This is a genomic window from Nocardia sp. NPDC056564 (genome assembly GCF_042793755.1).
Lineage (GTDB): Bacteria > Actinomycetota > Actinomycetes > Mycobacteriales > Mycobacteriaceae > Nocardia.
This window is the reverse complement of record NZ_JBHTUR010000017.1, coordinates 134,424-141,640: the sequence shown is the minus strand read 5'-3', so window position 1 is coordinate 141,640 and position 7,217 is coordinate 134,424. Positions and strand designations below refer to the sequence as shown.

At 67.1% G+C, this 7,217-nt stretch carries 8 protein-coding genes; 3 read left to right on the top strand and 5 right to left on the bottom strand.

The features are described 5' to 3' along the window. The first annotated feature begins 41 nt into the window (after positions 1–41). Positions 42–260, top strand: a complete 219-nt coding sequence (locus ACFQ9K_RS33365) for an MbtH family protein (RefSeq protein WP_150408068.1) — start codon at positions 42–44, stop codon at positions 258–260. 123 nt (positions 261–383) lie between these two features. Continuing rightward, positions 384–545 (top strand): hypothetical protein, encoded by a 162-nt coding sequence (locus ACFQ9K_RS33360; RefSeq protein ID WP_378713676.1) that lies wholly within the window; start codon positions 384–386, stop codon positions 543–545. A 16-nt stretch (positions 546–561) separates the two neighbouring features. Here ACFQ9K_RS33360 and ACFQ9K_RS33355 read toward each other — a convergent pair whose 3' ends face one another. From ACFQ9K_RS33355 to ACFQ9K_RS33340, 4 genes are all read right to left on the bottom strand, one after another. Then, the gene (locus ACFQ9K_RS33355; RefSeq protein WP_378713674.1) at positions 562–1,908 is read right to left on the bottom strand and encodes a helix-turn-helix domain-containing protein; all 1,347 of its coding nucleotides are present in this window, start codon (positions 1,906–1,908) and stop codon (positions 562–564) included. Positions 1,909–2,402: 494 nt separating this feature from the next. Beyond that, positions 2,403–3,275 carry an aldo/keto reductase gene (locus ACFQ9K_RS33350; protein WP_378713672.1) on the bottom strand — a complete coding sequence of 291 codons (873 nt, stop codon included), beginning with the start codon at positions 3,273–3,275 and terminating at the stop codon, positions 2,403–2,405. A 55-nt stretch (positions 3,276–3,330) separates the two neighbouring features. Then, a complete protein-coding gene (locus ACFQ9K_RS33345; RefSeq protein ID WP_378713670.1) occupies positions 3,331–4,026 on the bottom strand; it encodes a type 1 glutamine amidotransferase domain-containing protein in 696 nt (231 codons plus the stop codon). A 51-nt stretch (positions 4,027–4,077) separates the two neighbouring features. Beyond that, positions 4,078–4,899 carry a carboxymuconolactone decarboxylase family protein gene (locus ACFQ9K_RS33340; RefSeq protein ID WP_378713669.1) on the bottom strand — a complete coding sequence of 274 codons (822 nt, stop codon included), beginning with the start codon at positions 4,897–4,899 and terminating at the stop codon, positions 4,078–4,080. A gap of 138 nt (positions 4,900–5,037) precedes the next feature. On the opposite strand from ACFQ9K_RS33340, the gene ACFQ9K_RS33335 reads away from it, so the two are divergent. Further along, a complete protein-coding gene (locus ACFQ9K_RS33335) occupies positions 5,038–6,165 on the top strand; it encodes a serine hydrolase domain-containing protein (RefSeq protein WP_378713668.1) in 1,128 nt (375 codons plus the stop codon). Positions 6,166–6,228: 63 nt separating this feature from the next. Here the strand turns inward: ACFQ9K_RS33335 and ACFQ9K_RS33330 are convergent, their stop codons facing one another. Then, the gene (locus ACFQ9K_RS33330; protein WP_378713667.1) at positions 6,229–7,131 is read right to left on the bottom strand and encodes an oxygenase MpaB family protein; all 903 of its coding nucleotides are present in this window, start codon (positions 7,129–7,131) and stop codon (positions 6,229–6,231) included. Positions 7,132–7,217: the final 86 nt, after the last annotated feature.

Below are 7,217 nucleotides of genomic sequence, written 5' to 3'. Positions count from 1 at the left end.
GCCCCTCAGACCTGACCCAACCAGGAAGAAGGAATCCCCCGATGAACAACCCTTTCGACGATGACGGCGCACAGTTCTACGTCCTGATCAACGACGAGGGCGAGCATTCGCTCTGGCCGATCTTCGCCGCCGTACCCGGCGGCTGGACCATCGCCTACGGCGCCGCGGCGCGTAAGGCCTGTCTGCACTACGTCGAAACGCATTGGCTCGATATGCGACCCAAGTCACTCATCGAGGCCATGTCCAACGAAAGTCCCTGAGGTTCCGGACAACCGCCCAAATCCACCTGTATGCGCGGGGCGCGTCGGTCCACATCCCCCCTGCTGACCGCCGCGCCCCGCCCCCTACTCGTACTTCGCTGCGCCCCAGTGCATCATGGACCTATGACGAATCAACGGATCACCCCCACGCTGCCGGAGACGTTGATCGAAGCGGCCCGTCGCTGGGCGGGTGGACGGCCGACACCCGCACAGACGCAACAGATCAGCGGCTGGCTGAATCGAGTGATGCAGCGTCAGCACCCGCAGGGCACCGCGCAGGCCTAGCGGCACGGCGGGTCGGCTACGCCTTGGTTCGCGCCGACTCGATGACCGCTCGGGCATGCTGGCGCCACTCGGTGACCGCGCGACCGCGAAACCCGGTGAGCGCCGCGTCGAACTTGCTCGCCCGCTTGGTGACGGTCAGCCCGATATAGGTGTGATTGCTGGTGATCGCTTGTGTCGCAACGGAACACGCCTCGTCGATCTCGCCGGCACTCAGCAACGCGGTGGCATGCTCGAACCGGACGAGCGCGGGCTCCATTGTTTCCTGCGGGTCGTACAGGCTGAGCGCGCGCGCCGCGGCCTTGGCGGTTTCCGCCGCCCGGCCGAGATGGGAGTTGCCTATCGCCTGATAAAAAGCAAGCTTTTCCGGCCTATAGGAAAAGATCCCAATCGTAAGCTCTTCCGGCCCAACATTTTCCAATGCGCGTCCGGATTTCTCGATACACCGGGCAAACTGGACAGCATTTCCCAGACTGGCATGCGCCCGCGCGGCCATTCCCCACAGCCAGGCGGCGGCGGGTCCGTGTGCCGGATTTTCTGCGAGCCGTCCGTCGAGCAGGCTCAAGACCTCCGCCGGTTTGTCGCTATATGTCGGAAGATATGCGAGACCGGCCAGCGCGATATCCTCGGAATAGCGATCGCCTATGTCTTGCGCGGCGTGGATCGCGGTGGCGTACCACATCCTGGCCTGGCCCAAATGTCCTTCGTTGAACAGGATTTCGCCGACCACGTTGGCCAGCCTGCCCGCCGTGCGGACCAGCCGGACCTGATGGTGGGTGGCCTGCCGCTGCGCGAGAGTGCCACGGACGGTGCGGAATTGCTCGAGTGTGGTGTGCAGCAGTTCGTGCGGCGGCACCTGCACCACCCGCTTGCCGAGCGCCTCGGCCGACTGCTCCAGCAGCCCCAGCCTGCGCTCGCTGATGGACCCGGCATCCAGGGTGGCCAGCATCTTCTCCGGCTCGCCCGCGACCAGGTCGGCGGCCGTGCCGGTCAGACCTACCCCGATGCAGGCCAATAACTCTCGCCTTCTCACGTCGTCATCCTCGACTTCCTTGTCGAGCCCGATGTCCCTACCGAGCTGGGTTTCCGTATCGGGCGCCGAGTCGGTGGCTTCGAGGTCGAAGCCCGTGTCCCGGCCCGCGGCGACGGCCCGCTCGAATCGTGCGACGACGACCGGATCGGCTTCTGACACGACCTGGTCGAGCAGACGTTGGCTTGCGGCATGCATCCGGGTTGTCCGGCCGTTTTCCCACAAGACCACGGTGCGCGGGGTGACGCCCACCAGACGTGCGAATTCGTACCGACTTCGCCGCATCGCGGCGCGAAGCGCACGGACATCCTCGCCCGTCCAGTCGATCTCAACCATAGGTCCTGCTTCCTCGCACCAGGCTGATACAAACGGAAACTACCCGCAATTACCGCATTCGGGTCTGTTATCCACCGAATCGCAACATGCACGCTGAATCAGCACCCGGCGCCGGGGTTCTGCCCAAACCCTTACCGGGGCGCCGGCATTCCGGAATCCGACGCACGGTCCCGACACGGCCCGATCCATCCGTGTCGAGCGGTGATTCCGTGGGGCGCTCAGGCGCCGGGTGCACTGACTTTACTCGGAGGTGAACAATGGACGTATTGCACTCGGATGTTCGGGAATTGTGGCTGGTACAGAGCCGCGACTGCACGCAGGATCGGTGGGTCTCAGCTACGACCGAGCGCGGTTCATCCTCACCGTGCACGGCGGTCACGGCGCCCGTTGTCACCAGTACCTCGGCGCCTCGGCCTACTGTTGTCGCCGGGCCGCCGAGAAGTGAACAGGGCGGGCTCGACCGCAGCCGAGCCCGCCTTGTTCGAATGGCCGATTCAGGCGGCCGCGGACAGCGCCTCGAACTCCCTGTCGGTCAGCGTGATCCGCGCGCCCTCGGTGTTCTCCTCGAGATGGGCGACGCTGGAGGTGCCCGGAATGGGCAGCATCACCGGCGAACGACGCAGCAGCCAGGCGAGGGCGAGCTGGGCCGGGGTCGCGCCGTGTTCCTTCGCGATCGCGTCGAGCGGTCCACCCGGCTTGGCAAGTTGGCCGGTGGCGATGGGGTACCACGGGATGAACGCGATGTTCTCCCGCTCGGCGTAGTCGAGCACGTCCTCGTCGGTCCGGTTGGTCAGGTTGTAGAGGTTCTGCACCGAGACGATGGTGGCGATCTCGCGCGCCTGTCGCAGCTGTTCCACGCTCACCTGGGACACGCCGATGTGGCGGATCTTGCCCTCCTGCTGCAGCAGGACGAGCTCGCCGAGCTGGTCGGCCAGCGGCACCTGCGGATCGATGCGGTGCAACTGGTAGAGGTCGATCTGCTCGACGCCGAGGTGGCGCAGGCTGAGTTCGGTTTGCTGGCGCAGGTATTCGGGCCTGCCGACGGCGCGCCAGTCGCCGGGGCCGCTGCGGGTGAACCCGCCCTTGGTCGCGATCACCAGGTCATCGGGGTAGGGGTGCAACGCCTTCCGGATGAGCAGTTCGCTGACGAACGGACCGTAGGAGTCGGCGGTATCGATGAAGTTGATGCCGAGTTCGACGGCGCGCCGCAGCACCCGGACCGCCTCGTCGGGATCCTTCGGATCACCCCAGACGCCGGGGCCGGTGAGCTGCATCGCTCCGTAACCGAGCCGGTGGACGGGTAGGTCCCCGCCGAGCGCGAAGGTGCCGGACGCTTCGGCAGGCCGTGCGTGGAGGTTGGTGCTCATGGGTTCGGTTCCTTCCGGAGTGGAGTGACGCGAAGACGGACGAGCTGGTGAAAGTTCAGCCGATCGCGCGCAGCAGTTCCTCGGCCACCGGCGCCGACGAGGCCGGATTCTGCCCGGTGATCAGGTTGCGGTCGACGACCACCTTCGGCGCCCACGGCTCGCCCTCCTGGAAGTCGGCGCCGAGTTCGACGAGCCGATCCTGCAGCAGCCACTTGGCCCGGTCGGCCAGTCCGGCCTGCCGCTCCTCCGCGTTGGTGAATCCGGTGAGGGTGTAGCCCGCGAAGGCATTGGTGCCGTCGGGACCGACCGCGGCCAGCAGTGCGGCGGGGCCGTGGCAGACGATCGCCAGCGGCTTGCCGGATCGCAGTGCGGCGGTGAGGAGTTCGCCGGACTCGGCGTTCACCGCGAGATCCTCCATCGGGCCGTGGCCGCCGGGGTAGAACACCGCGGCGTAGTCGTCGAGGTCGACCTCGGACAGTTTGATCGGGTGCCGCAATTCCGTGCTGGCGGCCAGGACCGCTGCCCGCTGGTCCGCGGCCTCCTGGCCGCCGTTGACGTCGGGCGCCAGGCTGCCCTGGTCGACCGGCGGGACGACGCCGCCGGGGGTGGCCACCACGATCTCGTGGCCGGCGGCCTTCGCCGCCTCGTAGGGCACGGCGAACTCCTCGGCCCAGAAGCCGGTCGGATGCGGGGTGCCGTCGGCCAGGGTCCAGGTGTCGGCGCCGGTCAGTACAAAAAGTAGTTTCGCCATGTCATCGACAGTAGGACCGTCTCCGTAGCGTGGCCAATGGGATCGCCGATATCAGACATCGGAATTCTGATGGCTTTCGCGCTCGGCGAAGACCGTGCGCGCCACCGAGATTCCGTTGAGCGCGGCGGGGAATCCGGCGTATCCGGCCATCTGGATCAGCACCTCGACGACCTCGGTCTCGGTGCCGCCGACATTGAGCAGACCGTGGATGTGCACACCGAGCTGGGGCGCGACGCCGAGCGCGGTGCACATGGCCACGGTCACGATCTCCCTGGTCTTCAGGTCCAGGCCGGGCCGGGAGTAGATGTCGCCGAAGGAGAACTCGATCAGGATGCGGGCGAAGTCCGGCGCGATGTCCTGCAACGCGGCGACCACCTGTTCGCCGGCCTGCCCGTCGACCTCGGCCAGCTTGGCCGACCCGCGCTCGAACCGGTCACCGTCCGGCGGGCCCGCCGCGGCCGGTTCGGCGGGCAGGTCCGTCCGTCCGGCGAACACCTCCTTGGCGGCGGTCAGGCCGTTGAGCGCGGCCGGGAAACCCGCGTAGACGCTCGCGTGCACCATGACCTCGACGATCTCGGTGCGCGTCGCGCCCACGTTGAGCGCGCCGTCGATGTGGAACCGCAGCTGCGGCGCGGCATTGCCGAGCGCGGCCAACGCACCCACGGTGGCGAGCTGGCGCTGCCGCAGGGTCAGGCCGGGACGCGAGAGGATGTCGCCGTAGCCGAACTCGACGGTGAGGCGGCCCAGGTCCGGGGCGATATCGGCCAGGCTGTCCAGCACGGCCGGACGCTCCTGTCCGCCGATCTGCCGGAGCAGCGCGAGCCCGCGCTCGTAACGATCGTTCTGGCTGGTGGCGTCCTGTGTGCTGGTCATGGCACGACTGTAGAAGTTGGAGTGCGCTCCAGCGCAAGTGCCGAGCAGGCCTCATCCTTGACGGGGAGGTGGGATCAGGGGAAATCTCGGGGTGCGTCCCCGATGTGGCCCGGCGACCCGGTCCATAGCGTTTCGGGTATGCGATTCGTGCCGATCATCGTCGCCGTCTCCGCGGTCGCCCTGCTCGCGGGGTGCACGTCCAGCCGGGAGCCGAACACCCCTTCCGGAGTGCCGGACAACAGGATTCGTGCCGTGCAGGCCGATATCGACGCCGTGGTGGCGACCGGGGCCACCGGGGCGATCGCCACCGTCACCGACAACGGCAAGACCGTCGTGCTCACCAGTGGTGTCGCCGACGTCGCCACGGGCGCGCGGATTCCCGTCGATCCGCCGCAGCGCGTCCGGGTCGGCAGCATCTCGAAGACCTTCACCGGCGCGATCGTCTTGCAGCTGGTCGCGGAGGGCAAGGTGCGGCTGGACGAGCCGGTCGAGACCTACCTGCCCGGCCTGCTGCGGGGCGACGGGATCGACGGGCGGGCGATCACCGTGCGGCAGGTGCTGCGGCATCAGAGCGGATTGCCGGAGATCACCAAGGATCCGCGGGTGGACGAGTACCAGGCGGCACTGGAGAACCGGACCATGACGCCGGCCGAGGTCATGGGCATCGGCCTGCTCCAGCCCGCCGACTTCGCCCCGGGCGCCCGCTTCGAATACCGCAACACCAACTATTACGTCGCCGCGATGCTGGTCGAAAAGGTCACCGGCGCAAGATATGTCGACGAGTTGAACCGGCGCATTCTGCAACCGCAGGGGCTGGCCGACACGTACCTGCCCGCGCCGGGCGATCGGGATATCCGCGGACCGCATCCCAAAGGCTATGCGATGGTGAATGGTTCGCTCACCGACGTGACGCGGATCGAGCCGTCGGTGCCGTGGGCGGCCGGTGCGCTGGTCACGACCGGCTCGGACCTGAACCGCTTCTACTCGGCATTGCTCGCCGGTCGGGTGGTCCCGGACGCCCAGCTGCGCGAGATGCGCGACGGCGTACTGATGGACGAGGACATGAAGATGTACTACGGCCTCGGCCTCGGCCACACCACCTTGCCCTGCGGCGCAGAATATCTCGGACATTCCGGCGGCATCTACGGCTACGACTCGATCGCCGGCGCGACGCCGGAGGGTCGCGCGGTCACCTTCACGTTCACCACATCGGTGGATACGATGCCCGACCTGATCGGCATGCTCGGCCACGCACTGTGCCCGTAGGGCCTTGCTCGAGGGGTCTCCGCCGTCCGGGCGCCCGGCGTCCGGACGGCGGTGTCATGCCGTTCAGATGAGGTTCTGCTGCTTGCGAATTCGGCGACGCACATCCGCCATCAGGCTGTGGGTTCCGCCGTGCCGCAGAAAGCGCGGAATGAACCGGTTCACGAAGGCGACGAACACGAACAGATGCTCGAAGCGCCGCTGATCGGCGGCGGTCCATTCGACCAGGAGCTGCTCGCGGAAGACCGGCGCGAGAAACCCGATGGTCAGGAACTTCAACAGGTTCCGGAACGGCAGCCGCAGATACCAGCGGATCATCCGCAGGTTCAGCAGATCGTCGAGGTAGCCGCGGACGAACTCGTCGATCGAGACCTGCGCGCAGGCCTCGTTCCAATACCGATCGAATTCCGCCCTGGTGGCCGGCCACATCTGCTCGGTCACCTGCAATGTGGTGCCCAGTGTCGAGGACGACACGTAGAACGCCTCGGCCTGCTCGTCGCTCATCCGGCCGTGCAGCAACTGGTAGGTGTCCTCGAAGCCGATGTACAGGCAAGCGGCGACCCATAATTGGAGATCCCGGTCGAACGCGTTGTACTTCACCGGTGCGCCAGGCGCCGAATGTACTTGCCGGTGCGCGACATTCACCGCCTCGCGATAGGCGAGGCGCTCCGCGTCGGTACCGAGAATGGCGACCGCCAGGTACTGCGTCGTGGTGCGGGCGCGCTTCCACGGATGCCGCATCAAGGATCCGGACTCGACCGTGCTCTCCGCGACGCCGTACCCGACGCCGGGCCGGGCCATCTGCATCGCGACATTGGCCGCCGCGCCCGCGAAGGACCAGAAGTCCAGCGCGTCGGTCAGCGCGAGGGGGCGTTTGGTGATCGGGCGGTGCGCGGTGCCGATGTGGATCCGGGTCTGGTCCTTCGACAACGGGATGGCCGGTTGCGCGGGGTGGGCGGCGGCGGTCATGGCGGGAGTCCTTTCGGGTCCGGAATCGACTCCGCAGGGCGTGAACAGACTGTGAACTATTGATAACTTAAATCGATCGGGACTCT